Genomic DNA, 24157 nt, shown 5'->3' with positions numbered 1-24157 from the left:
AGTTGGAGGGGTCGGATCGCGCGGGCCTCTGCCATCCGCCGGTCCGCCGTTCAAGCAGGAGACCGCGCGTGCCGCTTCGTACCTCCGTCCTCGTCGCCGTCCTGCTGTCCGCCTCGGCGGCAGCCCAGCCGCCCGTGCCCCGCGCCGGGGTGGAGGCGCGCGCGTCGCGAATGTTTGCGCTGGGCGACCGGGATCATGACGGATTCCTCTCGCGCCAGGAATATGGCCGCGCGGTGCTGGCGGTGGCGCGGCGCTACGATCCCAAGGTGCCCGCCGACGGCCCCGGCATGGCCAGGGCGCTGGCGCAGTTCGACGCGCTCGATCAGGGCCACACGGGGCGCATCCCGCGCGCGACGTTCGTCGCCGCCGCGCTCGCCCACTTCGACGGGGCGGACATGAACCACGACGGCACTGTCACGCCGGACGAGGCGCGCCTTGCCGCCGCGATCAAGCAGAAGATGCTGCGGACACGCCCGCGATGAGCCCGGCTTCCGCCTCCGCCATGTAGTCGCGCGTGATCGGCAGCGCGTGGCGGTCGCGCACGTACTGGAGCTGGTAGACCGCCATGTCGGAGTGGCGGAAGGCGGTGATCGAGCCCGCGAGATAGAAGCGCCACATCCGGTAGAAGCGCTCGTCGTACATCGCCACGATCTCGGCCTTCGCGGCGCCGACGCGCGCGTACCAATGCTCCAGCGTCAGCGCGTAGTGGAGGCGCAGCACCTCGCAGTCCGCCAGCATCAGCCGCTCGCGCTCGCTCGGCCCCATGATCTCGGACAAGGCGGGCGCGTAGCCGCCGGGGAAGATGTAGCGCGCGGTGAAGCCGTCGGTGAGCCCCGGCGGGCCCATGCGGCCGATGGTGTGGAGCAGCATCACGCCCTCGCGCACCAGCAAATCGCGGCATTTGGCGAAGAAGGTGCGGTAGTGCGGCGTGCCGACATGCTCGAACATGCCCACCGAGACGATGCGATCGAAGGTGCCGTCGACGTGGCGATAGTCGATCAGCTCGAAGCGCACGCGGTCGGCAAGACCCGCCTCCTCGGCGCGGGCGCGCGCGACGGCGAGCTGCTCCTCGCTCAGCGTGATGCCGAGCACCTCCACGTTCGCGACCCGCGCGAGGTACAGCGCCATGCCGCCCCAGCCGCAGCCAATATCGAGCACGCGCAGGCCGGGGCGGAGCGCGAGCTTGGCGGCGATGTGCGCCTTCTTGTCCGCCTGCGCGCGATCGAGATCGGTGTTGCCGCGCGCGAAGTAGGCGCAGCTATATTGCCGGTCCGCATCCAGGAAGAGATCGTAGAGCGCGTTTCCGATGTCGTAGTGGTGCGCGACGTTGCGGCGCGCGCGCCTGAGCGAATTGGCGCGCAGCATCCGCGCGATCAGCGGATGCTCGCCGATCAGCAGCCCCGCCTCGCCGCCGTCCTCGTAGGCGGTGTTGGCGCGCACCAGATCGAGTAGGCCGAGGATATCGTCGCCGTCGATCGTGAAGCGGCCGTCCATATAGGCCTCGGCCGTGCCGAGCACCGGGCGGCGCATGATGTCGCGCCGCACCTTGCCGTCGCGGACGCGGGCGTGGACGGGCGGACGCGCGGGATCGGCCACGCCGTAGCGGTGCGTGCCGCCTGCCACGTCGGTGATGAGGAACTCGCCGGAGCGGATCGTCCGGCTGAGGAACGTGTCGAGCGACATGGTCGGACCGGTCTCTAGGAGGCGCGTCCGGAGCGGGCAATCACCTGGATCGCCTCAGCCATGCTCCCAGCCGAGGCGATCGGGCAGCGGCACCGCGCCGTCGCGATCGAAGAGCGTCAGCCCGGCGCCCGCCACGAAGCCGCCGATGCGTATCGCGCCCGTCGCGACGACGGCAGCGGCTGCGTGCGGCGGGGCGGCGAGGATCAGCGCGTAATCGTCGCCGCCGGTCGCCGCCGCCAGCCGCGCGGCGCGGTCGTCGCCCGCGAAGGCGTCGAGCGCGGGCGAGCGCGGCACCGCGTCGAGATCGATCGTCACCGACAGCCGCGAAGCGGCGGCGATCCTCGTGGCGTCGATCAGCAGCCCATCTGATACATCCGCCATCGCGGACGCGTGCGGCGCGAGCGCGCGGCCTTCTTCGAGCAGCGGCACCGGGCGGCGATAGGCGGCGAGCAGCGCGTCCGGCCCGTCGCGTTCGCCGCGCGCGATCGCCAGCCCCGCCGCCGCGTCGCCGATCGCGCCCACCAGCCAGAGACCATCGCCGGCGCGCGCACCGCGCCTGTCCGGCGCGTCGGCGCTGCGTCCGATCGCCGTCATTCCCAGCATCCGGGATGCGCCCACCGGCGCTGAGACCGTATCGCCGCCGAGCAGCGGCACAGCGAAACGGGCGAGCGCCACGGTAAGGCCGTCAGCGAACGCCGCGTCCCAGCTCGCGTCGCGCAGCGGATAGCCGAGCAGAACCCCAACCGGTTCCGCGCCCTTGGCGGCGAGATCGGAGAGGTTCACCGCCACCAGCTTCCACGCCACGTCGGCCGGTGGATCGGTGGCGAGGTAATGGACGCCCTCGACGATCATGTCATGGGTGAGGACGAGATCGCCCAGCACCGCCGCGTCGTCCATCAGCCCGCGCGCGGCGGGGTGGGTGGCGAGAGCGCGCAGGCGGGCGATGAAATCGGCCTCGGCCACCGCTTCAGCCCCGCACGTCCTTCGCCACCGCGTCGAGAAGCCCGTTGACGAAGCCCTTCTCGCGCCGGTCGTAGAAGGCGGCGGCGACGTCGACATATTCGCTGATCGCCGATCCCGTCGGCACGTCCGGCCGGGCGACGAGCTCGTAGGCGCCGGCGCGCAGGATCTGGCGCATCGGCTTGTCCAGCCGCTCCAGCGTCCAGCCGCTCGCCAGCCGGGCCGTGATCAGCCCGTCAAGTTCGTCGCGCCGTGCCGTGACGCCCTTTACCAGATCGTCGAAGAAGCTGACTTCCGCATCGGCATATTCGACATCGTCGATGGTCGCGCCCAGGCGGTGCTGGTGGAACTCGGCCAGCAGCTTGGCGAGCGGCGTGCCCTCCATCTCCTGCTGGTAGAGCGCCTGCACGGCGGCGAGCCGGGCGGCCGAGCGCGCGCGGCCGCGATCGGGACGCCCGCTCATTTGAGCCTCGCGGCGACGGAGGCGGCGTGGGCGGGCAGGCCCTCGGCCTCTGCCAGCGCGACAGCGGCGGGGCCGATGCGGGCGAGCGAGGCGCGGTCGCAGCGCAAGAAACTGGTACGCTTCATGAAATCCGTCACCGAGAGGCCCGAGGCGAAGCGCGCGCGCCGCCCCGTGGGCAGGACATGGTTGGGGCCGGCGACGTAATCGCCCACAGCCTCGGGGGTGTGGCGGCCGAGGAACACGGAGCCGGCGTGGCGCACGCGGGCGAACAGCGCGTCCGGATCGGCGACGGCGAGTTCGAGATGCTCGGGCGCGAGGCGATCGACCATCGGCATCGCGTCGGCGAGCGCGGGGACGAGGACGATCGCGCCGTTCGCCTCCCAGCTCGTCCGCGCCGTCGCGCCCGTCGCCAGCGTGGCGAGCTGCCGCTCCACCGCCGCCGCGACCTCGTCGGCGAAGCCGGCATCGTCGGTGAACAGGATCGACTGGCTGGTGGGATCATGCTCGGCCTGGCTGAGGAGATCGGCGGCGATCCACTCCGGATCGTTGTCGCCGTCCGCCACCACCACGATCTCGGACGGCCCGGCGACCATGTCGATGCCGACGCGGCCGTAAAGCTGGCGCTTGGCCTCCGCCACCCACGCATTGCCGGGGCCGACCACCACGTCCACGGCCGCGATCGTCTCTGTGCCGTAGGCGAGCGCGGCCACGCCTTGCGCGCCGCCCACCCGCCACACCTCGTCCACGCCCGCGAGATCGGCGGCGGCGAGCACCAGCGGATTGATCTCGCCGCCGGGCGTCGGCGTCACCATCGCGATTCGGCCCACGCCCGCCACCTTGGCGGGGATGGCGTTCATCAGCACCGAGGAGGGATAGGCGGCGCGCCCGCCCGGCACGTACAGTCCCGCCGCGTCCACCGCGTTCCAGCGCGCGCCGAGGCGGACGCCGGCGTCGTCCACCGTCTCGCGGTCGGCGGGGCGCTGGCCCTCGTGGAAGGCGCGGATGCGCGCCGCGGCGAACTCGATCGCATCGCGCAACGCGGTCGGCAGGGCGTCGCGCGCGGCGCGGCAGGCTTGCGCGTCGATCCGCCAGCCGGTCCGCGCGAGATCGTGGCCGTCGAACGCCAGCGTCCGCTCGGCCACCGCCGCGTCGCCCCTCGCCCGCACGTCGGCGAGGATCGCGGCGACGTCGCGCGACACGTCCTCGTCGGCGTCGCGCCGCGCTTCTACCAGCGCATCGAAGCGCGCGGCGAAACCGGGCGCGGCGGCGTCGAGGCGCAGCGGACCGTTCTCAGGCGGCATCGCGCCGGCCCTCCGCCGCCGCGCGGAAGGCGGCGACCAGCGGCACCACCTGCGCGGCGCGCGTCTTGAACGCGGCGCGGTTGACGATCAGCCGGGCCGACACCTCCGCCACCGTCTCGACCTCGACGAGCCCGTTCTCGGCCAGCGTGCGCCCGGTGGAGACGAGATCGACGATGCGATCGGCGAGGCCCAGCACGGGCGCGATCTCCATCGCGCCGTTCAGCTTCACGCACTCCGCCTGCACGCCGCGCGCGGCGAAGTGCCGCCTCGTCAGGTTGGGATATTTGGTGGCGACGCGGACGTGGCTCCACTCGCGCGGATCGTCGCCCTCCGCCAGCGCGCGCGGCTCCGCCACCGAGATGCGGCAAAGGCCGATCCGCAGGTCGACGGGCGCGTAGAGCTCGGCATAGTCGAACTCCGCGATCACGTCCGATCCGACGATGCCGATCTGCGCCGCGCCGTGCGCCACGAAGGTGGCGACGTCGAAGGCGCGCACGCGGATCATCGCCACGTCGTCGCGGTCGGTGGCGAAGCGCAGCGCGCGGCTCTTCTCGTCGGCGAAGGCGGGCTCCGGGTGGATGCCGGCGGCGGCGATCAGGGGCAGCGCCTCGCCGAGGATGCGCCCCTTGGGGACCGCCAGGATCAGGGGCTCGGCCATGTCGCGCGGCAGATAGACGTGGAGGGGCCAAGCGCCAAGGCTTGGATCGTGCCGCCGCCCCGCGTACGGGCTACCGCCATGGATTTGACCGAGACGCTGAAGGGCGAGCTGCTCGCCGCGATCGCCGCCGCCCCGGGGCTGGAAGCGCTGGAGCAGGCCCGTGTCCACGCGCTCGGCAAGCAGAGCGTCGTCACGCAGCTCCTCAAGACGCTGGGCGGAATGGCGCCGGCCGAGCGTGCCGAGAAGGCGCCGCGCATCCAGGGCCTGCGCGAGGCGGTGGCGGCCGCGATCGCCGACCGCAAGGCGGAGATGGAGGCGCACGCGCTGGAGGTGCGGCTCAAGGCCGAGGCGCTCGACCTGTCGCTGCCCGCCGCCGGCGGGCCAAGCGGCAGCGTGCATCCCGTCAGCCAAGTCATGGACGAGCTCGCCGAGATCTTCGCGGACCTGGGCTTCGCCGTCGCCACCGGCCCCGAGATCGAGGATGACTGGCACAACTTCACCGCGCTCAACATCCCCGACGCGCATCCCGCGCGGGCGATGCACGACACCTTCTACCTGGAGCCGCGCGACGGGGAAGCGGCGTCGGAGCGCAAGATGCTGCTCCGCACGCACACCTCGCCGGTGCAGATCAGGACGATGATGGCGTCGCCGCCGCCGATCCGCATCATCGCGCCGGGCCGCACCTATCGCTCCGACAGCGACGCCACGCACACGCCGATGTTCCACCAGGTCGAGGGGCTGGTGATCGATCGCGGCATCCACATGGGCCACCTCAAGTGGACGCTGGAGACGTTCGTGCGCGCCTATTTCGAGCGCGACGACATCGTGCTCAGGATGCGGCCCTCCTACTTCCCGTTCACCGAGCCTTCCGCCGAGGTCGATGTCGGCTATCGGCTGGAGAAGGGCCGGCGGGTGATCGGCGGCAGCGAGCCCGACGGCTGGATGGAGATCCTCGGTTCCGGCATGGTCCACCCGCGCGTGATCGCCGCCTGCGGGCTCGATCCCGAGGAGTGGCAGGGCTTCGCCTTCGGCTGCGGCATCGATCGGCTGGCTATGCTGAAATACGGCATGGACGATCTGCGCGCCTTCTTCGACGGCGATATCCGGTGGCTGCGTCACTACGGCTTCGCGGCGCTCGATGTGCCGACCTTGAGCGGGGGAGTGGGCGCGTGAAGTTCACTCTGTCCTGGCTCAAGGAGCATCTCGACACGCAGGCCGACGCCACCGCCGTTGCCGACGCGCTCACCCGCGTTGGGCTGGAGGTGGAGGGCGTCTCCAACCCGGCGGACGCGCTCGCTCCCTTCCGCGTCGCGCGCGTGCTGACCGCGACACGCCACCCGCAGGCGGACAAGCTGCAGCTGCTCTCGGTCGACGACGGCAGCGGAGATCCGGTGCAGGTCGTCTGCGGCGCGCCCAACGCGCGCGCCGGCCTCGTCGGCATCTTCGGGCCGCCGGGGGCGTATGTTCCGGGCTCGGACATCACGCTCAAGGTCGCGGCGATCCGTGGCGTCGAATCGCGCGGCATGATGTGCTCGCTGCGCGAGCTCGGCCTCGGCGACGAGCATGACGGCATCGCCGAGCTGACCGAGGACGCACCGGTAGGCGAGCGCTACGCCGCGTGGGCGGGGCTCGACGATCCGCTGTTCGACGTGAGCGTCACGCCCAATCGGCAGGACTGCATGGGCGTGCGCGGCATCGCGCGCGACCTCGCCGCCGCCGGGCTCGGCCGATTGAAGCCGCTCGCCGAGGCGTATCGCGTTGCCACGCTGGAGCCGGTGCCAGGCGACGGCCCGGCGCCCGACGTCCGTACCGACGACGCGGAGGGCTGTCCCGCCTTCTACGCGCAGGCGGTGGCGGGCGTGGCGAACGGCGCGTCGCCGGACTGGATGCGACGGAAGCTCCAAGCGATCGGACAGAAGCCGATCTCGGCGCTGGTCGACATTACCAACTTCGTCTCGATCGATCTCGGCCGGCCGCTCCACGTCTACGACCGCGCGACGCTCTCCGGACCGCTGGTGGCGCGGCGCGCGCGCGACGGCGAGCGGGTGGAGGCGCTCAACGGCAAGACATACGCTCTCGATCCGTCGATGACGGTGATCGCCGACGACGCCGAAGTCCATGACATTGCCGGGATCATGGGCGGCGCCGCGTCGGGCGTGTCCGAGACGACCACGGACGTGCTGATCGAGTGCGCCTACTTCGATCCCGATCGCATCGCGCTCGCCGGCCAGACGCTCGGCCTCACCTCCGACGCGCGCCAGCGCTTCGAGCGCGGCGTCGATCCCGCCTTCCTCGACGAGGGGCTGGCGATCGCGACACGGCTGGTGCTCGAACATTGCGGCGGACGCCCGAGCGCGATCACGCGCGCCGGCGAACCGCCGCTGGCCGCGCGCACGATCGCCTACGATCCCGCGCGCGCCGCGACGCTCGGCGGCGTCGAGGTGGCGGAGGACGAGCAGCGCGCCATCCTTAAACGGCTCGGCTTCGTGGTGGACGACGGCTGGCGCGTGACGCCGCCCTCGTGGCGTCGCGATGTCGACGGGCCGGCCGACCTCGTCGAGGAGGTGGTGCGGATGGTCGGCCTTGACCAGGTCGCGTCGGTGCCGCTGCCCCGTGCGGAGGGCGTGGCCAGGCCGACCGCCACGCCCGCCCAGCGGCTCGAGCGCCGCGCCCGGCGCACGGCGGCGGCCCGCGGCTTCCACGAGGCGGTGACGTGGAGCTTCGTGTCCGAGCGCGAGGCGGCGGCGGTCGGCGGCGGCACCTGTATGCTCGCCAACCCGATCAGCGAGGAGCTGAAGGTGATGCGCCCGTCGCTGATCCCCGGCCTCGCGCGCGCCGCGCAGCGCAACCGCGATCGCGGCACGGGCTCGGCGCGGCTGTTCGAGATCGGCCGCCGCTACTTGGTCGAGGCGGAGCGGCCGACGCTGACCTTGCTGATCGCGGGCGAGGCGGCCCCGCGCGACTGGCGCGGTGGCCGTGCGCGGCCAGCCGACGCCTACGATGCCAAGGCGGAGGCGGTGGCGCTGCTCGCCGCGCTCGGCGCGCCGGTCGATCGCCTCCAGCTCGCCGGCGCGGGCGGGCCGAGCTGGCATCCCGGTCGCTCGGGCCAGCTCGGGCTCGGTCCCAAGACGATCCTGGCGACCTTCGGCGAGCTCCATCCCGCGACACTCGCGGCGTTGGACGTCGCCGGGCCGCTGGTGGCAGCCGAGATCTACCTCGACGCGATCCCGCAGAAGCGCGAGGCGAGTCGCTCGCGCGCGTCCTACGCGCCGCCCGCGCTTCAGCCGGTGCGGCGTGACTTCGCCTTCCTCGTCCCCGTCGAGCTTGCCGCCGAGCGCCTCGTCCGCGCGGTCGCGGGCGCGGACAAGTCCGTGATCGTGGACGCGCAGGTGTTCGACCTGTTCACCGGCGCGGGCGTGCCCGAAGGCCACAAATCGATCGCGATCGAGGTGCTGCTCCAGCCCGCCGACAGGAGCTTCGACGAGGCGGGCCTGAAAGCGATCGCGGACAGGGTGGTCGCGGCGGCGGCGAAGCTGGGCGCGACGCTTCGGGGCTGACCGCTAGACGGCGCGGTGTCGGCGCCGCTCGAACGCCTCGACCGTCCGGGTCGCCAGCCGCTCCAAGGCTTCCGTCTGGGCTTGCGACAGTGTCGGCCTGGCCTTGCTGTCGATCACGCACAGCGTGCCGAGGCGGCTCCCCGACGGCGTCTTCAGCGGCGCGCCCGCGTAAAAGCGGATGCTCGGCTCGCCCCGCACGAGCGGGTTGTCCGCGAACCGCTCGTCCTGCGCGGCGTTCGCGACGACCATGACATCGTCCCCCCGGATCGCGTGCGTGCAGAAGGAGATGGAGCGCGGCGTCTCCTCGGCGGAAAGCCCCAGCCTCGCCGTGAACCACTGCCGATTTTCATCGACCAGCGAGACCAGCGCGATCGGGGCGCGGCAGAGCGATGCCGCCTCTCTCACGATCGCATCGAACTCGGCCTCGTTGGGCGTATCGAGGACGCCATAGCCCTTCAAGGCAGACAGGCGCGCCTGCTCTTCGGCGTCGAACGGCATGAACATCTCCTGCACCCAGGATATGTTCGATAGATCCGCTCTCCTTACGTAGCGTTAGCGCGGCCTATGACCGAAGTTAACGCGCGTGCAGATCGGGCGGCGTCGCGTCGGCACGCAGCCGCTCGACCGCCGCATCGAGCGCCAGCACCTCCTGCCGCGCGCCCTCGCCGAGCGGGCGGAGCGCGATGGTGCCCTCCTCCGCCTCGCGCTTGCCGACGACGAGCAGGTAGGGGACCTTGGCGAGGCTGTGCTCGCGCACCTTGTAGTTGATCTTCTCGTTGCGCAGGTCGGTCCCAACGCGCAGCCCCGCCGCGCGCAGCTTCGCCGCCACCGCTTCGGCATGGCCGTCGGCGTCGGACACGATCGTCGCCACCACCGCCTGGACGGGCGCGAGCCAGGTCGGCAGGCGGCCGGCATAATGCTCGATCAGGATGCCGATGAAACGTTCGTAGGAACCGAAGATCGCGCGGTGGAGCATCACCGGGCGGTGGCGCGCGCCGTCCTCTCCGACGTAGCTCGCGTCTAGCCGCTCGGGCAGCACGCGATCAGACTGGATGGTGCCCACCTGCCAGGTGCGCCCGATCGCGTCGGTCAGGTGCCATTCCAGCTTGGGGGCGTAGAAGGCGCCCTCGCCGGGCAGCTCCTCCCAGCCATGCTCGGGGGTGGCGAGGCCGGCGGCGGCGACCGCTTGGCGGAGTTCGGCCTCCGCCTGATCCCACATCGCGTCGTCGCCGAAGCGCTTCTCCGGGCGCAGCGCGAGCTTGATCGCGTAGGTGAAGCCGAAATCGCGATAGATGCGGTCGGCCAGGTCGCAGAAGGCGCGCACCTCGGCGACGATCTGGTCCTCGCGCGCGAAGATGTGGGCGTCGTCCTGGGTGAACTGGCGCACGCGCATCAGCCCGTGGAGCGCACCGTGCGGCTCGTTCCTGTGGCAGCAGCCATTCTCGTAGAGGCGGAGCGGCAGGTCGCGATAGCTCTTGATGCCTTGGCGGAAGATGAGGACGTGCGCCGGGCAGTTCATCGGCTTCAGCGCCATCCAGTCGGCGTCCGCCGAGACGAGCGCGCCGCCCTCCTCCACGTTCGGCACCTCGTCGGGGATGACGAACATGTTCTCGCGATACTTGCCCCAGTGGCCGGATTGCTCCCACTGGCGGGCGTCCATGATCTGCGGCGTCTTCACCTCGCGGTAGCCGGCCGCGTCGATCGCGCGGCGCATATAGGCCTCCAGCTCGCGCCACACGACGAAGCCGTTGGGATGCCAGAACACCGATCCGTGCGCCTCGGCCTGAAGGTGGAACAGGTCCATCTCCGCGCCTAACCGGCGATGGTCGCGCTTCGCCGCCTCCTCCAGCCGGACGAGGTGCTGGTCGAGCTGCTTCTTCGTCAGCCAGCCGGTGCCGGTGATGCGACTGAGCATCGCGTTCTTCTGGTCGCCGCGCCAGTAGGCGCCGGACACGCGGGTGAGCTTGAACGCGTCCGGCGCGAGCTTGCCGGTGGAGGCGAGGTGCGGGCCGCGGCACATGTCGAGGAAGCTGCCGCTGCGATAGACGGTCAGCTCCTCGCCGTGGGGCAGCTCGGCCGCCCACTCGGCCTTGAAAGTCTCGCCCTGCTGCTCCCAGCGCGCGATCAGGTCGGCACGCTCCCACACCTCGCGTACCAGCGGTTCGTCGCGGGCGATGATGCGGCGCATCTCCTCCTCGATCGCCGGCAGATCCTCCTCGGTGAAGGCGCGCTCCCGCCCGTCGACCTTGGGGGCTGCGAAGTCGTAGTAGAAGCCGTCGTCGGTGGCCGGGCCGAAGGTGATCTGGGTGCCGGGGTGGAGGTTCTGCACCGCCTCCGCCAGCACGTGCGCATAGTCGTGGCGGGCGAGTTCCAGCGCGTCCTTCTCGTCCTTGGCGGTGACGAGCGCGAGCTGCGCGTCGGCCTCCAGCGGGCGGGTAAGGTCGCGCAACTCGCCGTCGACGCGCGCGGCAAGCGCCGCTTTGGCGAGCCCCGGCCCGATCGCGGCGGCGATCTCGGCCGGCGTGGTGCCCGCCGGCACCTCGCGCGCGGAGCCGTCGGGGAGGGTGATCTTGAGCATCGCGGACATGGGGTCGCGACTTAGCGTCGCCGCCGGAGCGCGCCAAGGGGCGGAGCCGAGCGGTTATTCCACCGACTCGATCCCTAATCGCAGCAGCCGCCCGTTCGCGTCGAACCGGTAGGCCAACGTCACGTCGCCGACGCGCGCGCAGGCATGGCAGGCCTGCATCGGCACCCGCCAGCGGATCGTCACCGGCTGGCCGTCCGTCACCTTGGGCGCAACGACCTCGCCCGGCGCCCAGGCGCTGGCGTCGGGATGAGCGCGCGCGAAGGCCTGCCAGTCGGGCCGGGCACGATCGGCGGCGGCGGGTTGCCAGGCTTCCAGCGCGATCGTGTTTCCGGTGTGGGGCACCAGCGTCACTGTCTCGTTGGTGTTGGCGCGGAAGGGATAGGTGACGGTGGCGATGCCCACCGGCCCAGCCTGTCGCCACGCGGAGATGTAGCCGGCATCGCCCCGCGCCGCGAGCCGGCGGGAGAAGGCGATCGACGCCGGGGTGGCGCCGGCCATCCGCATCCGCGCGATCAGGCACTCGGCCGGCTTGGCGCCGCGCGCGCGACAGGCCTCGACGCCGTCGCCGTCCCACGCCGCCGCCGGCCCCAGCGTGTCCGAGCCCGGCACGCGCGGCGCGTAGCTGAAGCCGACCAGCGCGTCGGTGCCGACGACGCGGCTCGCGCGCGTGACGTGCACGCTGGCCGGGCCGAGGCCGCCGCGCGTATCGATCGCGAAGACGTAGCCACCATTCTCGAAACGGAAGCCGTCGTCGGTCTGCGCGCCGCCGCGGATCTCCAGCGTCGGGGGGGAGCTCAGCTGCACGCCATCAGGGTGCGTCAGGGCGCCGCGCTTCGTGAAATCGAAGCTGCGGTAGACGAGCGTACCCCCCTCGTCCGTGACGACGACGCCGCGCCGCGCGTCGAGGCCGAGGAAGCGCATGTGCGACAGCCAGCGGCAGTCGAGCGAGAGCCGGCCGAGCGTCAGCCCCTTGATCGGCGCGATCGTCGCGCCGTCGCCCTCGATCATGCCCGGATTGACGCCGTGGACGTACCCCACCTCGCGCGCGTCCTCGCTCAGCGACCAGTGGATCTGGCCGGCGCCGGGATCGGCACGGCCCACGCCCAGCGTGCGGTTTGCGAAGCGGCCGCTGCGCCGATCGAGCAGCGTCAGCACCGCGCGCCCATCGGCGTCCGGCTGGCCCATGAAGGCGGCGAATGGCCCCGCCAGGGCGTCGCACACGAACCAGCCCTCGCGCGCCGGCCTGGCCGCGATCCGCGTCACCGCGTCGTCGGGATCAGCGGCGGCGATCGGCGGCGCGAGCAGCGTCGCCGGCAGCGCGGCGACAAGGAGGAGCAAGGCGCGCATCATCGTTGTGCCGACGGAACGGCTCCGCCGCCCGAAGGCTCCCGCCGCACGCCCTTCCTGCCGCACGCCGGCGCCGCTAGGGAGGGCGCGTGGCGCGGCGGCTGACCTTCACGATCGTGGGCGCGATGATCGCCGGCATCCTCGCCGGGCTCGCGCTGCGCGCCGCCATCGCGGAGCCCGCCGCGCTGAAGGACGCCGCCGCGTACCTGACGATCGTCACCGACCTGTTCCTGCGTCTGGTGAAGATGATCGTCGCGCCGCTCGTCTTCGCCACGCTGGTGGCAGGCGTCGCACATATGGGCGATACCGCAGCACTCGGCCGGATCGGCGCGCGCACGCTCGGCTGGTTCGTCGGCGCCTCGCTGGTGTCGCTGTTGCTCGGGCTCGTCATGGTCAACCTGCTGCGGCCCGGCGCGCGTACCGGCCTGCCGCTGCCGCCGGTCGGCGAGGGCACGGGGATCGCGCGGCCGGCGTTCGACCTGCACGATTTCCTCGTCCACATCGTGCCCGCGTCAGTGGTGCAGGCGATGGCGGACAACGACATCCTGCCGATCGTCGTCTTCTCGGTCTTCTTCGGCGTGGCGCTGGCGGTGATCGGCGAGGCGGGGCGGCCGCTGGTGGCGGGGATCGAGGCGCTCGCCGCCACGATGCTGCGCGTCACCGACTATGTGATGCGCGTAGCACCGCTGGCGGTGTTCGCGGCGATCGCGCACGCCGTCGCGATCAAGGGGGCGGGCATCCTGCTCACCTTCGGGCGCTTCGTCGGCGGCTTCTACCTGACGCTCGGCTGCCTATGGGCGGTGCTGATCGCGGCGGGCTACGCGGTGGTCGGCCGGCGGATGGGCGCGCTGGTGGCGCTCGCCCGCGCACCGGCGCTGCTCGCCTTCTCCACCGCCTCGTCGGAGGCGGCCTTCCCGCGCCTGCTGGAGGCGCTGGTGGAGTTCGGCGTGCCGCGCCGCATCGCCGGCTTCGTGCTGCCGCTCGGCTACTCGTTCAACCTCGACGGATCGATGATCTACATGACGTTCGCCACGCTGTTCGTGGCGCAGGCCTACGGCATCGATATCCCGATCGGCAGCCAATTCGTCATGTTGCTGATCCTGATGGTGACGTCCAAGGGCATGGCCGGCGTGCCGCGCGCCAGCCTGGTGGTGATCGCCGCCGTGATGGGCCATTTCTCCATCCCGGAGGCCGGGCTGCTGCTGATCCTGGCGGTGGACCAGTTCCTCGACATGGGGCGATCGGCCACCAACGTGATCGGCAACGCGGTCGCCACCGCTGTCGTCGCGAAGTGGGAAGGCGCGCTGGGCCCGGGCGAGGCTGTCGATGCCTGATCCCGCGATCCGCTTCGATCGCGGCGATGGCCTCCACCTCGCGCTGCGCATGACCGGGGGCGCCGCGCCCGCCATCCTGTTCCTGCCCGGCTACGCGTCGGCCATGACCGGCGGCAAGGCCACCGCGCTCGACGCCTGGGCCCGGCGCACCGGCCGGGCGATGCTGCGGCTCGACTATTCCGGGTGTGGGGAGAGCGACGGGCGTTTCGCGGACGGCACGCTTGCCCGCTGGCGGGACGACGTGCTCGCGGTGATCGATGCGTGCGAGGGCGAGGTGGTGCTGGTCGGCTCGTCGATGGGCGGGTGGCTGGCGCTGCTCGTCGCGCTGGCGCGGCCCGATCGCGTGCGCGGGATCGTCGGCGTGGCAGCGGCGCCGGATTTCACCGCCTGGGGCTATACCGAGGACGAGAAGCTCGCGATCCTGCGCGACGGGCGGCTGCAGAAGCCCTCGCCCTATGGCGGCACCGAGATCGTCACGAAGGGCTTCTGGCAATCGGCCGAGGCGCTGCGCCTCACCCACGCCGAGATCGCGGTCGACTGCCCCGTCCGCCTGCTCCACGGCGAATCGGACGCGGAGGTGCCGCCGTGGCTCGCGACGCGGATCGCCGAGCGGGTGCGCTCCGCCGACGTGCGCACGATCCTGGTCAAGGGCGGCGACCACCGGCTGTCGCGCGGGGCCGACCTCGCGCTGCTCGTCCGCACCGTCGCCGAGCTGGTGGAGGGACTATGATCGCGCTCGCCCTGCTGCTCGCCGCCGCCGCTCCCGTTCCCGCCGAACGCGCGCGCTACGATGCCTGCGTGGCCAAGAGCGATGCCGACGCCAAGGCCGCCATCGCCGACGCCAGGGCTTGGGCGGGCAGCGGCGGCGGCGTGGCCGCCGGCCAGTGCCTGGGTATCGCGCAATCCGCCGCCGGCGACGATGCCGCCGCCGCCGACAGCTTCGCCGCCACCGCCGAACTGGCCGGGCAGACGGGCGACGCGCGCGCGCCCACCTTGTGGGTTTCGGCCGGCAACGCCGCGCTCGCCGCCGGCGACGCGGCGCGCGCCAAGCGGCTGCTGGGGCAGGCGATCGAGTCTTCCGCGCTCGCCGGCCAGATGCGGGGCGAGGCCTTTCTCGATCGCGCGCGCGCGAACGTCGCGCTCGCCGCGCTCGCCGAGGCGCGCGCCGACATGGACGAGGCGCTGAAGCTGGTGCCGGCCGATCCGATGGCGTGGCTGCTCTCGGCGACGCTCGCCCGACGAATGGGCGACGCGCGCGCCGCCACCGACATCCACGAGGCGGACGTTCGCGCGCCGAATGAACCCGCCATCCTCTACGAGGCGGGCAACATCGCCGCCGCCCACGACGACATGGTCGGCGCGCGCGAGAACTGGGCGCGCGCCCGCGCCGTCGGGCCGGACAGCGACGCCGGCCGCGCCGCCACCGCCGAGCTCGCCCGATCGGGCGGGATCCCGCCTGCGCCGCAGCCGCAAGGACGCTGAACGGCGAGAGTTTGAACCGCGCGTCGGAGCCGCTACATCGGAGCGATGCGCTACCTCCACACGATGATCCGCGTCTCCGATCCGGATGCGACGGTCCGCTTCTTCGAGCTGCTCGGCCTGCGCGAGGTGAGGCGCTTCGACAACGAGGCGGGCCGCTACACGCTGATCTTCCTGGCGGCGCCCGGTGACGAGGACGCGCAGGTGGAGCTGACGCATAATTGGGGCGAGGGAGGCTACTCCGGCGGCCGCAATTTCGGCCATCTCGCCTACCGTGTCGACGACATCTACGGTACCTGCGGCCGGCTCATGGAGGCGGGCGTCACCATCAACCGCCCGCCTCGCGACGGCCACATGGCGTTCGTCCGATCGCCCGACGGCATCTCGGTCGAGCTCCTCCAGGACGGCCACCTGCCGCCCGCCGAGCCCTGGGCGTCGATGCCCAACACAGGAGAATGGTGATGGCGATCGAAGTCGTTCCCGTTGCTGCGCTCTCCGACAACTATATCTGGCTGATGCACGACGATGCGTCGGGCGAGACGGTGGTCGTCGATCCCGGCGAGGCGGCGCCCGCGCTGGATGCCGCCAAGGCGCGCGGCTGGACGATCACGCAGGTGTGGAACACGCACTGGCACGGCGATCATGTCGGCGGCAACGCCGCGATCCGCGAGGCCACCGGTGCGCGTATCACCGGCCCGGCGGCGGAGGCCGACAGGATCGCCACGCTGGACCGCACCGTGGCGGAGGGCGATACGGTGGCGATCGGCGGCATCGAGGGGCACGTCCTCCACGTCGGCGCGCACACGGCGGGGCACATCGCGATCCACCTGCCGCAAGCGGAGATCGCGTTCACCGGCGACACGCTGTTCGCGATGGGCTGCGGCCGGCTGTTCGAGGGCACACCTGCGGACATGCACTCAGCACTCGCCAAGCTCGCCGCGCTTCCCGAGGCGACGCGGGTCTATTGCGGGCATGAATATACCGTCTCCAACGGCCGCTACGCGGTCGCCGTCGAACCCGGCAACGCGGCGGCGCGTGCCGCGCTGGCGGAGGCGGAGAGGAAGCGCGGCGAGGGCCTGCCCACGCTGCCAACCACGATCGGCGCGGAGCGCGCGACCAACCCGTTCGTGCGCGCGGGCAACGTGGCGGAACTCGCCGAGCGCCGCGCCGCCAAAGATGCGTTCAAGGGCTGATCGGCACCGCGCGGCATCTACCGCGTTCTGTCGACATGATGAGAGCGCTCTCCTTTGCCGCCGCCGTCGCCATCGCGCTGCCCTCGCCGGTGCTGGCGCGCATCCAGCCCTCGCCCGCGCCGTTCCTGGCCAGCAAGGTGGCGGGCCCCGCGCGGGACTGCCTCGCGAACTTCCAGCGCGACCGGGAAACGCGCACCTATGCGTCGGGTGACATCCTGTACCGCGGCGAGGGCACCACCTGGTACCTCAACCACCCGGAAGGTTGCCCGCGCTTCACCTCGGACATGGTGTTCGTGACGAAGACGCCGGTGCAGCTCTGTCGCGGCGACATCGTGGAGATCTACCAGCAGGTCTCCAACAGCTTCCTCGGCGCCTGCACGCTGGGCGCGTTCACGCCCTACACCGATCCGTCGAAGTAGCTATTCGGCGAGCGCAACGCCCTCGCTCCGCGGATCGGCCGCGCCGCGCCAGCGCCCGTCGGGCAGCCGCTCGATCGCGTTGAGCTTGGAGCCGAGGTCGGTCTCCACCACCTGCTGGCCATAGCCCGACATCACGGGCGCGAGCCGATCCATGCGCGGCGTCTTCTCGACGAGCAGCGTGCCGGCGGACGCGTCGAAGTAGATGTTGGGCAGCGCCACCGCATCCTGCGCGCTCATCCCCCAGTCGATCACGCCGACCAGCGTCTTGAGCACGTGCATGATGATGCGCTTGCCGCCCGCCGAACCTACCGCGAGACGCAGCCGTCCGTCCGGCCCGGTGACGATCGTCGGCGACATCGAGGACAGGGGCCGCTTGCCCGCCTCCACCCGGTTGGCGACGGGCGCGCCGGCCTTCTCGGGCGCGAAGGAGAAGTCGGTCAGCTCGTTGTTGAGGACATAGCCGTTAGCGACGAGCTGGCTGCCGAACAGGCCCTCCACCGTCGACGTCATCGTCACGACGTCGCCGGCGGCGTCGGCGGCGACGAAGTCGGTGGTGCCATGCTCGTCGACGCCGGTGCCCGGCGTGCGCACGGGCGCGCCGGCGGGGGCGCCCGGCTCGTAGCGGCCGAGCGCGCGCGTCGGCTCGATCAGCGCCGCGCGCTTTGCGAGATAGCCCGGATCGAGCAGGCCGGCGACGGGTACGGTCCCGAACGCGGCGTCGCCGAGATACTGTTCGCGATCGGCGTAGGCGAGCTGCATCGCCTCGCCGATCAGGTGCCAGGCGATGGGCGAGTCCGGCCCCAGCGCCTTCATGTCGAAGCGTTCCAGCATCCCCAGCATCTGGAGGATGGCGACCCCCCCCGACGAGGATGGCGCCATGCCGCACACGCGATAGCCGCGATATGTCCCGCACACCGGCGGCTGGAGCCTGGCGCGATAGCCGGCGAGATCGTCGCGGGTGAACGGCACCGGGCTCACCGGCGCGCTCGACACGGCGGTGGCGATCGCCTCCGCGTTGGCGCCGGCGTAGAAGCCGTCGGGGCCTTGCGCGGCGACCTGGCGCAGCAGGGCGGCAAGCGCGGGGTTGCGGACGATCGTGCCGACGGGCTTGGCCGCGCCGTCGGTGGCGTAGAGCGCGGCGATCGCCGGAAAGTCCTTCCACAGCGGCGCCACGACGCCGGCGTAGCGGCTGGTCGAGGCCGAGACCGCGAAGCCTTGGCTCGCGAGCCGGATCGCGGGTTGGAGCAGCCGCGCCCAGGGCAGCCGCCCCCAGCGCGCGTGCGCCATCTCGGCGAGGCGGATATTGCCCGGGATCCCCACCGATTTGCCGCCCGGGAACGCTTTTGCGAAGGGCAGGGGCTTGCCGTCCGGCCCGGTGAAGCGATCGGGGCGGGCGGCGGCGGGCGCGGTCTCGCGGCCGTCGATCGTCTCGACACGGCCCTGGGCGTCGCGATGGACGAAATAACCGCCGCCGCCGATGCCCGAGGATTGCGGCTCCACGACCGTCAGCGCGAACATCATCGCGATCTCGGCGTCGGCGGCCGATCCGCCCGCTCGCAGGATCTCGCGGCCGGCTTGCGCCGCGCGCGGGTCGGCGGCGGAGACCATGCCCCTGTTCGCGGGCGCGATCGGCGGCACCGCGACGCGCGGCGCGGCGAAGACGGGGGCGCCGAGCAGCGCGAGGACGAGGAGGAGCGAGCGCATCGCGAATCGGCTAGCGCGCGCTCTCCAACTTGTCTCCAACATTCGGCCGGCCGGCATCCGCGCCCACCGCGTCGGCCACCGTCGCGAAGCCGTCGCGCGCGAGCAGCCGGTCGAGCCCGCGTGCGATCCGCCGCGCGAGGCCCGGCCCTTCGTAGACCAGCGCCGAGTAGAGCTGGACGAGGCTCGCACCGCTGCGGATGCGGGCATAGGCGTCCGCCGCCGATCCGATCCCGCCCGCCGCCACCAGCGGCAGCGCGCCGCCGGTGGCCGCGCGGAAGTCGCGCAGCCGCGCCAGCGCCAGCGGGCGGAGCGGTGCCCCCGACAGGCCGCCCGCCTCCCCACCGAACCGGGACGCGAGCGGCGGGCGCGAGACTGTGGTGTTGGCGACGATCAGCGCGTCCACCCCGCGCTCGATCGCGACGCGGGCGATCGCGTCGATGTCGGCCAGCTCCAGATCGGGCGCGACCTTGAGGAAGATCGGCGGGCCGTTCGCGGGCCGTGCCGCGATCGCGCGCGCGAGCAGCTCGTCCAGCGCGGCGGCGTCCTGCAGCGCGCGCAGCCCCGGCGTGTTGGGCGAGGAGACGTTGATCGTCAGATAGTCCGCGTGCGGCGCCGTCGCGGCGACACCGACGGCGTAGTCGGCGATGCGATCGGCCGCATCCTTATTGGCGCCGATATTGGCCCCGACGATCCCGCGTCGCCTCTCCAGCCGGGTCAGCGCCGCCGCCTGGCCGCCATTGTTGAAGCCCAGCCGGTTGACGACCGCGCGATCCTCGGCGAGCCGGAACAGCCGGGGTCTGGCGTTGCCGGCCTGCGCCAGCGGCGTCAGCGTGCCGACCTCGACGAAGCCGAAGCCGAAGCCGCCGAGTGCGTGGAAGGCGCGCGCGTCCTTGTCGAAGCCGGCGGCGAGGCCGACCGGATTGGGAAAGTCGATCCCCGCCACCCGGATCGCCAGCCGCTTCGTCGCGCGTGGGGCAGGCAGCGCGGGCAACCTGGCCAGCGCGGCGATGGTGAGCGCGTGCGCGCGCTCGGCATCGAGCGCGTGGATGAACGGGCGGGCGAGCCGGAACAGCATGGCCGCGCCCTATGCCAGCTTCCCGCGCCCGTCACCCCGGAGCGAGCGGCGGCCCGAGCGGGTTGACGACTCGGGTGCCCTCCACCACATGCCAATCGGACCAAGCCGGTCCGAATTGCGAACGGATCGCAGATGCGGCTCTCCAGCCTGGCGGACTATGCGGTGGTGATGATGGCGGCGGCGGCGCGCCACGGCGCGGGCTCGCGCCTGTCCGCCACCGCGCTGTCGGTCGAGACGGGCGTGCCGCTGCCCACCGCGCAGAAGCTCGTCGGGCGGCTGGCGGCGGCGGGGTTGTTGCGGACGCAGCGCGGCGCCGCCGGCGGCTTCGTGCTGGCGCGGGCGGCGGAGACGATCAGCCTCGCCGACATCGTCGAGGCGGTGGACGGGCCGATCGCGCTCACGGTGTGCGTCGACGAGGCGCGGCACGACTGCGCGCTGGAAGGCTCGTGCCTCGTCCGGCCGCATTGGGCGGTGGTCAACGGCGCGGTGCGGCAGGCGTTCGCGGGGGTGCCGCTCGATCGGCTCGCCGGCGTCCATGAAGAGGTGATAGCGTGAACGTGCGTAACGAAGCGGCCTTCGCCGCCGCCGAGAAGCTCTCCACCTACGAGTGGGGGTTCTCCTCGGATATCGAGCAGGATTTCGCGCCCAAGGGCCTGTCCGAAGACACAGTGCGCTTCATCTCGGCCAAGAAGGGCGAGCCCGAGTGGCTGCTCGACTGGCGGCTGAAGGCGTATCGCAAGTGGCTGACGATGGAGGGGCCGAACTGGGCCAAGCTCCACGTACCGCCGATCGACTATCAGGACGCCTATTACTACGCCGAGCCCAAGAAGCGCGCCACGATCGCCTCCTTGGACGAGCTCGATCCCGAGATCCGCCGCACCTACGAGAAGCTCGGCATCCCGATCGAGGAGCAGAAGATCCTCGCCGGCGTCGAGGATGCCGATGCCTCGCCGGTGAACGCGAACAGCGGCCGCAAGATCGCCGTGGACGCGGTGTTCGACAGCGTGTCGGTCGCCACCACCTTCCGCGCCGAGCTGGAGCGGGCGGGCGTCATCTTCCGCTCGATCTCGGAAGCGGTGCGCGAATATCCCGAGCTGGTCCGCAAGTGGCTGGGCAAGGTGGTGCCCGCGCACGACAACTATTTCGCGACGCTCAACAGCGCGGTCTTCTCCGACGGGACGTTCGTCTACATTCCCGAGGGCGTGCGCTGCCCGATGGAGCTTTCCACCTATTTCCGCATCAACGCCGCCAACACCGGCCAGTTCGAGCGCACGCTGATCGTCGCCGACAAGGGCAGCTACGTCAGCTACCTGGAGGGCTGCACCGCGCCGCAGCGCGACGAGAACCAGCTCCACGCCGCCGTCGTCGAGCTGGTCGCGCTGGACGACGCCGAGATCAAATATTCGACGGTGCAGAACTGGTACCCCGGCGACGCCGAGGGCAAGGGCGGCATCTACAATTTCGTCACCAAGCGCGCGCTGTGCCAGGGCGCGCGATCCAAGGTGTCGTGGACGCAGGTGGAGACCGGATCGGCGATCACCTGGAAATACCCGTCCTGCGTGCTGGCGGGGGAGGAGAGCGTCGGCGAGTTCTACTCGGTCGCCGTCACCACCAACCGCCAGCAGGCGGATACCGGCACCAAGATGATCCATCTCGGCAAGGGCTCGCGTTCGACGATCGTGTCGAAGGGCATCTCGGCGGGCCGGTCGGACAACACCTATCGCGGCCTCGTCCGCGTCGGGCCGACCGCCGAGGGCGTGCGCAACCACACCCAGTGCGACTCGCTGCTGCTCGGCGGCGAGTGCGGCGCGCACACCGTGCCGTATATCGAGGTGCGCAACCCCTCGGCGCAGATCGAGCACGAGGCGACGACCAGCAAGATCAGCGACGACCAGCTCTTCTACGCGATGCAGCGCGGCCTCTCGGCGGAAGAGGCGGTGGCGCTGATCGTCAACGGCTTCGCGCGCGAGGTGCTGCAGCAGTTGCCTATGGAGTTCGCGGTCGAGGCGCAGAAGCTGCTGGGGATCTCGCTTGAGGGGAGCGTGGGGTGATGGCGACGCTCTACGACTCCGACTTCTATGGCTGGACGCAGGAGCAGGCGGCGAAACTGCGAACGCTTCTCGATCAGCAATCGAACCTGGATATCGATATCGAGAACATCCTTGAGGAGATCGATAGCTTGGGTCGCAGCGACTACCGCCAGATCGTGAGCCGGCTGGAGGAGATCTGCATCCATCTTCTCAAGCTGCATTACTCCACGCTGCTGGAGTGCGAGCGGCTGTGGAAGAACTCGGTTCGCGGACAGCGGACCCGGATCGCACGACTGTTGCGGGAAAGTCCGTCGCTGAGACCGCGCCTCGGCGACGCCCTCGCCGCCGGGTACGAAGACGCCTTGCGGCACTTCGGCGACGAGAAGCTGATCGAGCTGTGTATGCCGGACCAACTGCCGGGCACATCGCCCTTCGATCTGGACAATTGTCTCGTCGAAGACTGGTGGCCCGAACTGCGTGGACGCAATTGATGCTCACCATTGAAAACCTCCGCGCCGAAATCGACGGCAAGCCGATCCTCGACGGCCTTTCGCTTGCCGTCAGCGCGGGCGAAATCCATGCGATCATGGGGCCTAACGGTGCGGGGAAGTCCACGCTCGCCTACACGCTCGGCGGCCGGCCGGGTTATGAGGTGACGGACGGCTCGGCGACGTTCGATGGCGCCGACCTGCTCGCGATGGAGCCGCACGAGCGCGCGGCGGCCGGGCTGTTCCTCGGCTTCCAGTATCCTGTCGAGATACCCGGCGTCTCCAACCTCCAGTTCCTGCGCGAGGCGCTGAACGCGCAGCGCAGGGGGCGGGGCGAGGCGCCGCTCTCGGGCGGCGAGTTCATCCGGCTCGCGCGCGCGCAGGCCGACGCGCTGGGGCTCGACCCGGAGATGCTCAAGCGGCCGGTCAATGTCGGCTTCTCGGGCGGCGAGAAGAAGCGCAACGAGATGGTGCAGATGGGCATCGTCGACCCGAAGCTCGCGATCCTCGACGAGACCGACAGCGGGTTGGACATCGATGCGCTGAAGGCGGTGGGCCACGGCATCAACACGATCATGCGCCGGCCGGACAAGGCCGTGTTGCTCATCACCCACTATCAGCGGCTGCTCGACTATGTGCGGCCGGATTTCGTGCACGTGCTCGCCGCCGGCCGCATCGTGCGCTCGGGCGGGCCGGAGCTGGCGCACGAGCTGGAGCGCGAGGGTTACGCCCGGATCACGGGCGAGCTCGCGGCGTGACGATGCTGCTCGACCTGCCGACGACGCGCGAGGAGGGGTGGCGCTGGTCGGAACTCGATCGGCTGCCCGCGCTCGCCGCGGGCGGGCGGCAAGGCGGCGCACCCGATCCGGCCGGGTATCTGATCGGCTGCGGCGGCCCGCGCCTGGTGTTTGTCGACGGCGCGTTCGACGCCGCCGCCTCCGATCCGCAGGACGTGGGCGTCGGCGCCGTCGAGGCCGGCAGCGCCCACGCGCTCGCGCGCCTGACGCGGGGCGCGGAGGGTTGGACGCTGACTCTCGGCCCCGACGCCGCACCCGCCGCCACCATCGAGATCGTCCACCTCGGCACCGGCGGCGCCAGCCACCTCCCCGCGCGCATCGCGCTGGCGGCGGGCGCGCAGGCAAGCGTCGTCGAGACGTTCGCGGGCGCCGGCTGGGCCAACCGGCTGACGGCGATCGATCTCGCGCGCGGTGCCCGGCTGATGCGATCGATCCGCATCGTGGCGGACGACGGCTACGTCTCGCTGCGCGACGAAGCGACGCTCGCGGCGGGCGCCAGCCTCGTGACGATCGCGCTCGGGGCGGGCGGCGCGGACGCGCGCTTCGACGCGCACGTCACGCTCGCCGGGCCGGAAGCCTATGCCGAGGTCGGCGGCGCGCTTCTCACGCGCGGGCGGCAGCGGCAGGAGGCGGCGGTGGTGCTGCGCCACGCTGCCCCGCACGGCCAGAGCCGTCAGACGTGGCGCGCGGTCGCCGCCGATCAGGCGGTGGCGTCGCTCGCCGCGCGCGTCGAGGTGGCGCGCGACGCGCAGAAGACCGACGGCGAGCAGAGCCTGCGCGGTCTGCTCCTCAAGCGCACCGCGACGGTGAACCTCAAGCCCGAGCTGGAGATCTTCGCCGACGTCGTGAAGTGCGCGCACGGCGCCACCGTCGGCGAACTGGACGCCCAGGCGCTGTTCTACCTCGCCAGCCGCGGCGTGCCCCCCGGACGCGCGGAGGCGCTGCTCACCCACGCCTTTGTCGCACAGGCGATCGATCGCATCGGCGAGGAGCGGGTAGCGGAGGCGTTCGCCGCCGACGCCGATCGCTGGCTGGAGCAGGCGCTGTGAACCGCTTTCCTACATGCCTGCCGCCGTGGCAGG

Annotated in this window: 24 protein-coding genes; 14 read left to right on the top strand and 10 right to left on the bottom strand. The window is 71.7% G+C overall.

The features are described from left to right. Nucleotides 1-68: 68 nt before the first annotated feature. Nucleotides 69-482: a hypothetical protein gene (locus ACOFKX_RS09735; protein ID WP_419826789.1), complete on the top strand. Its 414-nt coding sequence runs from the start codon at nucleotides 69-71 to the stop codon at nucleotides 480-482. Here the strand turns inward: ACOFKX_RS09735 and ACOFKX_RS09730 are convergent. Genes ACOFKX_RS09730 through hisG form a run of 5 tightly spaced genes read right to left on the bottom strand, consistent with a single transcriptional unit; the run spans nucleotide 448 to nucleotide 5065 of the window. After that, on the bottom strand, nucleotides 448-1683 hold the full coding sequence (locus ACOFKX_RS09730) for a class I SAM-dependent methyltransferase (protein ID WP_419826788.1): 1236 nt from the start codon (nucleotides 1681-1683) through the stop codon (nucleotides 448-450). The genes ACOFKX_RS09735 and ACOFKX_RS09730 overlap by 35 nt on opposite strands. A 54-nt stretch (nucleotides 1684-1737) precedes the next feature. Further along, the gene (gene thiL / locus ACOFKX_RS09725; RefSeq protein ID WP_419826787.1) at nucleotides 1738-2646 is read right to left on the bottom strand and encodes a thiamine-phosphate kinase; all 909 of its coding nucleotides are present in this window, start codon (nucleotides 2644-2646) and stop codon (nucleotides 1738-1740) included. 4 nt (nucleotides 2647-2650) lie between these two features. Beyond that, on the bottom strand, nucleotides 2651-3106 hold the full coding sequence (gene nusB, locus ACOFKX_RS09720; RefSeq protein ID WP_419826786.1) for a transcription antitermination factor NusB: 456 nt from the start codon (nucleotides 3104-3106) through the stop codon (nucleotides 2651-2653). After that, nucleotides 3103-4407, bottom strand: coding sequence for a histidinol dehydrogenase (hisD, locus tag ACOFKX_RS09715; protein WP_419826785.1), 1305 nt, complete (start codon nucleotides 4405-4407; stop codon nucleotides 3103-3105). Before hisD ends, nusB begins: the two co-directional genes overlap by 4 nt. Continuing rightward, the gene (gene hisG, locus ACOFKX_RS09710) at nucleotides 4397-5065 is read right to left on the bottom strand and encodes an ATP phosphoribosyltransferase (protein WP_419826784.1); all 669 of its coding nucleotides are present in this window, start codon (nucleotides 5063-5065) and stop codon (nucleotides 4397-4399) included. The genes hisD and hisG overlap by 11 nt, the downstream gene beginning before the upstream one ends. A 78-nt stretch (nucleotides 5066-5143) precedes the next feature. Between hisG and pheS the strand changes: the two genes are divergently transcribed. Beyond that, nucleotides 5144-6238, top strand: coding sequence for a phenylalanine--tRNA ligase subunit alpha (gene pheS / locus ACOFKX_RS09705; RefSeq protein ID WP_419827400.1), 1095 nt, complete (start codon nucleotides 5144-5146; stop codon nucleotides 6236-6238). Then, nucleotides 6235-8622 carry a phenylalanine--tRNA ligase subunit beta gene (pheT, locus tag ACOFKX_RS09700; protein WP_419826783.1) on the top strand — a complete coding sequence of 796 codons (2388 nt, stop codon included), beginning with the start codon at nucleotides 6235-6237 and terminating at the stop codon, nucleotides 8620-8622. Before pheS ends, pheT begins: the two co-directional genes overlap by 4 nt. A gap of 3 nt (nucleotides 8623-8625) precedes the next feature. On the opposite strand, the gene ACOFKX_RS09695 is transcribed toward pheT, so the two are convergent. The 3 genes from ACOFKX_RS09695 to ACOFKX_RS09685 all read right to left on the bottom strand — a co-directional run bounded on the left by ACOFKX_RS09695 (nucleotide 8626) and on the right by ACOFKX_RS09685 (nucleotide 12547). After that, nucleotides 8626-9120 carry a GAF domain-containing protein gene (locus ACOFKX_RS09695; RefSeq protein WP_419826782.1) on the bottom strand — a complete coding sequence of 165 codons (495 nt, stop codon included), beginning with the start codon at nucleotides 9118-9120 and terminating at the stop codon, nucleotides 8626-8628. Between the two features lie 76 nt (nucleotides 9121-9196). Continuing rightward, a complete protein-coding gene (thrS, locus tag ACOFKX_RS09690) occupies nucleotides 9197-11209 on the bottom strand; it encodes a threonine--tRNA ligase (RefSeq protein WP_419826781.1) in 2013 nt (670 codons plus the stop codon). Nucleotides 11210-11263: 54 nt separating this feature from the next. Further along, complete coding sequence (locus ACOFKX_RS09685) at nucleotides 11264-12547, bottom strand: hypothetical protein (RefSeq protein WP_419826780.1); 1284 nt, start codon at nucleotides 12545-12547, stop codon at nucleotides 11264-11266. A 98-nt stretch (nucleotides 12548-12645) separates the two neighbouring features. On the opposite strand from ACOFKX_RS09685, the gene ACOFKX_RS09680 reads away from it, so the two are divergent. Genes ACOFKX_RS09680 through ACOFKX_RS09655 form a run of 6 tightly spaced genes read left to right on the top strand, consistent with a single transcriptional unit; the run spans nucleotide 12646 to nucleotide 16981 of the window. Next, nucleotides 12646-13890, top strand: coding sequence for a dicarboxylate/amino acid:cation symporter (locus tag ACOFKX_RS09680; protein WP_419826779.1), 1245 nt, complete (start codon nucleotides 12646-12648; stop codon nucleotides 13888-13890). Beyond that, the gene (locus ACOFKX_RS09675; RefSeq protein WP_419827399.1) at nucleotides 13877-14620 is read left to right on the top strand and encodes an alpha/beta hydrolase; all 744 of its coding nucleotides are present in this window, start codon (nucleotides 13877-13879) and stop codon (nucleotides 14618-14620) included. The genes ACOFKX_RS09680 and ACOFKX_RS09675 overlap by 14 nt, the downstream gene beginning before the upstream one ends. Beyond that, entirely contained in the window at nucleotides 14617-15372 is a 756-nt protein-coding gene (locus tag ACOFKX_RS09670) for a tetratricopeptide repeat protein (protein ID WP_419826778.1), read from the top strand. The genes ACOFKX_RS09675 and ACOFKX_RS09670 overlap by 4 nt, the downstream gene beginning before the upstream one ends. A 45-nt stretch (nucleotides 15373-15417) precedes the next feature. Next, complete coding sequence (locus tag ACOFKX_RS09665; RefSeq protein ID WP_419826777.1) at nucleotides 15418-15831, top strand: VOC family protein; 414 nt, start codon at nucleotides 15418-15420, stop codon at nucleotides 15829-15831. Continuing rightward, nucleotides 15831-16562, top strand: a complete 732-nt coding sequence (gloB, locus tag ACOFKX_RS09660; protein WP_419826776.1) for a hydroxyacylglutathione hydrolase — start codon at nucleotides 15831-15833, stop codon at nucleotides 16560-16562. The genes ACOFKX_RS09665 and gloB overlap by 1 nt, the downstream gene beginning before the upstream one ends. 38 nt (nucleotides 16563-16600) lie before the next feature. Continuing rightward, complete coding sequence (locus tag ACOFKX_RS09655) at nucleotides 16601-16981, top strand: hypothetical protein (RefSeq protein WP_419826775.1); 381 nt, start codon at nucleotides 16601-16603, stop codon at nucleotides 16979-16981. Here the strand turns inward: ACOFKX_RS09655 and ggt are convergent, their stop codons facing one another. Beyond that, entirely contained in the window at nucleotides 16982-18685 is a 1704-nt protein-coding gene (ggt, locus tag ACOFKX_RS09650; RefSeq protein ID WP_419826774.1) for a gamma-glutamyltransferase, read from the bottom strand. It lies immediately after the preceding gene. Nucleotides 18686-18695: 10 nt separating this feature from the next. After that, nucleotides 18696-19760: a quinone-dependent dihydroorotate dehydrogenase gene (locus ACOFKX_RS09645; protein ID WP_419826773.1), complete on the bottom strand. Its 1065-nt coding sequence runs from the start codon at nucleotides 19758-19760 to the stop codon at nucleotides 18696-18698. 132 nt (nucleotides 19761-19892) lie between these two features. On the opposite strand from ACOFKX_RS09645, the gene ACOFKX_RS09640 reads away from it, so the two are divergent. From ACOFKX_RS09640 to ACOFKX_RS09620, 5 genes are read left to right on the top strand one after another with little or no spacing between them, the layout of a single operon-like run. Continuing rightward, nucleotides 19893-20315, top strand: coding sequence for an RrF2 family transcriptional regulator (locus tag ACOFKX_RS09640; protein WP_419826772.1), 423 nt, complete (start codon nucleotides 19893-19895; stop codon nucleotides 20313-20315). Beyond that, nucleotides 20312-21811 (top strand): Fe-S cluster assembly protein SufB, encoded by a 1500-nt coding sequence (sufB, locus tag ACOFKX_RS09635; RefSeq protein ID WP_419826771.1) that lies wholly within the window; start codon nucleotides 20312-20314, stop codon nucleotides 21809-21811. The genes ACOFKX_RS09640 and sufB overlap by 4 nt, the downstream gene beginning before the upstream one ends. Continuing rightward, complete coding sequence (locus ACOFKX_RS09630) at nucleotides 21811-22281, top strand: DUF29 domain-containing protein (RefSeq protein WP_419826770.1); 471 nt, start codon at nucleotides 21811-21813, stop codon at nucleotides 22279-22281. Before sufB ends, ACOFKX_RS09630 begins: the two co-directional genes overlap by 1 nt. After that, a complete protein-coding gene (sufC, locus tag ACOFKX_RS09625; protein ID WP_419826769.1) occupies nucleotides 22281-23036 on the top strand; it encodes a Fe-S cluster assembly ATPase SufC in 756 nt (251 codons plus the stop codon). The genes ACOFKX_RS09630 and sufC overlap by 1 nt, the downstream gene beginning before the upstream one ends. 2 nt (nucleotides 23037-23038) lie before the next feature. Further along, on the top strand, nucleotides 23039-24124 hold the full coding sequence (locus ACOFKX_RS09620; RefSeq protein WP_419827398.1) for a SufB/SufD family protein: 1086 nt from the start codon (nucleotides 23039-23041) through the stop codon (nucleotides 24122-24124). Nucleotides 24125-24157 lie beyond the last annotated feature (33 nt).

The organism is Sphingomonas sp., assembly GCF_965200105.1.
Lineage (GTDB): Bacteria > Pseudomonadota > Alphaproteobacteria > Sphingomonadales > Sphingomonadaceae > Solisphingomonas.
This window is presented reverse-complemented; position numbering and strand designations above follow the sequence as displayed.

Bases quoted from the DNA above. Each gene is read 5' to 3' on its own strand.
- ACOFKX_RS09730 (WP_419826788.1), bottom strand. From the start codon at position 1,683: ATGTCGCTCGACACGTTCCTCAGCCGGACGATCCGCTCCGGCGAGTTC.
- nusB (WP_419826786.1), bottom strand. From the start codon at position 3,106: ATGAGCGGGCGTCCCGATCGCGGCCGCGCGCGCTCGGCCGCCCGGCTC.
- hisD (WP_419826785.1), bottom strand. From the start codon at position 4,407: ATGCCGCCTGAGAACGGTCCGCTGCGCCTCGACGCCGCCGCGCCCGGT.
- hisG (WP_419826784.1), bottom strand. From the start codon at position 5,065: ATGGCCGAGCCCCTGATCCTGGCGGTCCCCAAGGGGCGCATCCTCGGC.
- pheS (WP_419827400.1), top strand. From the start codon at position 5,144: ATGGATTTGACCGAGACGCTGAAGGGCGAGCTGCTCGCCGCGATCGCC.
- ACOFKX_RS09695 (WP_419826782.1), bottom strand. From the start codon at position 9,120: ATGCCGTTCGACGCCGAAGAGCAGGCGCGCCTGTCTGCCTTGAAGGGC.
- thrS (WP_419826781.1), bottom strand. From the start codon at position 11,209: ATGTCCGCGATGCTCAAGATCACCCTCCCCGACGGCTCCGCGCGCGAG.
- ACOFKX_RS09670 (WP_419826778.1), top strand. From the start codon at position 14,617: ATGATCGCGCTCGCCCTGCTGCTCGCCGCCGCCGCTCCCGTTCCCGCC.
- ACOFKX_RS09665 (WP_419826777.1), top strand. From the start codon at position 15,418: ATGCGCTACCTCCACACGATGATCCGCGTCTCCGATCCGGATGCGACG.
- gloB (WP_419826776.1), top strand. From the start codon at position 15,831: ATGGCGATCGAAGTCGTTCCCGTTGCTGCGCTCTCCGACAACTATATC.
- ACOFKX_RS09655 (WP_419826775.1), top strand. From the start codon at position 16,601: ATGAGAGCGCTCTCCTTTGCCGCCGCCGTCGCCATCGCGCTGCCCTCG.
- ggt (WP_419826774.1), bottom strand. From the start codon at position 18,685: ATGCGCTCGCTCCTCCTCGTCCTCGCGCTGCTCGGCGCCCCCGTCTTC.
- ACOFKX_RS09645 (WP_419826773.1), bottom strand. From the start codon at position 19,760: ATGCTGTTCCGGCTCGCCCGCCCGTTCATCCACGCGCTCGATGCCGAG.
- ACOFKX_RS09640 (WP_419826772.1), top strand. From the start codon at position 19,893: ATGCGGCTCTCCAGCCTGGCGGACTATGCGGTGGTGATGATGGCGGCG.
- ACOFKX_RS09630 (WP_419826770.1), top strand. From the start codon at position 21,811: ATGGCGACGCTCTACGACTCCGACTTCTATGGCTGGACGCAGGAGCAG.
- sufC (WP_419826769.1), top strand. From the start codon at position 22,281: ATGCTCACCATTGAAAACCTCCGCGCCGAAATCGACGGCAAGCCGATC.
- ACOFKX_RS09620 (WP_419827398.1), top strand. From the start codon at position 23,039: ATGCTGCTCGACCTGCCGACGACGCGCGAGGAGGGGTGGCGCTGGTCG.